Annotated in this window: 1 pseudogene; it reads right to left on the bottom strand. The window is 40.6% G+C overall.

The window, feature by feature from the left end:
• Window positions 1-630: pseudogene (locus CRI63_RS23700) on the bottom strand (ISAs1-like element ISEc1 family transposase); the annotation flags it as partial.

Raw genomic sequence — 630 nt, 5'->3', positions numbered from 1 at the left:
CATTTCTGGCTCTTTCTTTTGTTCTGCTATTATGGACCGAAAGGAGACTGCCACGCATAATTTCTTCAGCCCTTTCCATTCAAACGTGAAATCAATAAGTTCATCAGGGACATCGCAAACAATATGAAGACGGATCTCTTCTCTGCCGTGACTCTTTTCACTAATTGCGTAACTGTCATGCTCTGGATTATTTAATTCTTTCAGCGGAAATTTTTTCCTCAAAGGCTTTATTTAGCCGCCCCTGGTTTCCTTTTACAGCGAATAAATAATCACCTCCCTGTTTTTGTATCTTCTCTGCAATATCTTTCTGGCAACCAATCGCATCAGTTGTGATAATTTTTCCTTTAATATCCAACATGTTAAGAAGTTCAGGGATAGCTGTGATCTCATTAGATTTCTCATCTGTCTTGATCTGTCCGATGACCAGACTGTGCATTGTTGAGAACGCACTAATGACATGAATCGCTCCCTTGCGGCGACTCTTGTCATAAGAATGCCGGAGCGTTTTTCCATCAATTGCAATGACGTCTTTATCATTTGATGAATGGCAGTCACGCATCCAGTTAATAAAGCACTCGTGAAATTTTGCAGGACTGATACAGGATACAACTCTGGCAATGGTATCGTGAA

The sequence above is a fragment of the Escherichia sp. E2661 genome (assembly GCF_004745185.1).
GTDB lineage: Bacteria > Pseudomonadota > Gammaproteobacteria > Enterobacterales > Enterobacteriaceae > Escherichia.
Note: the sequence above shows the minus strand (reverse complement) of the source record. Positions and strands in the feature narration are given on the sequence as shown.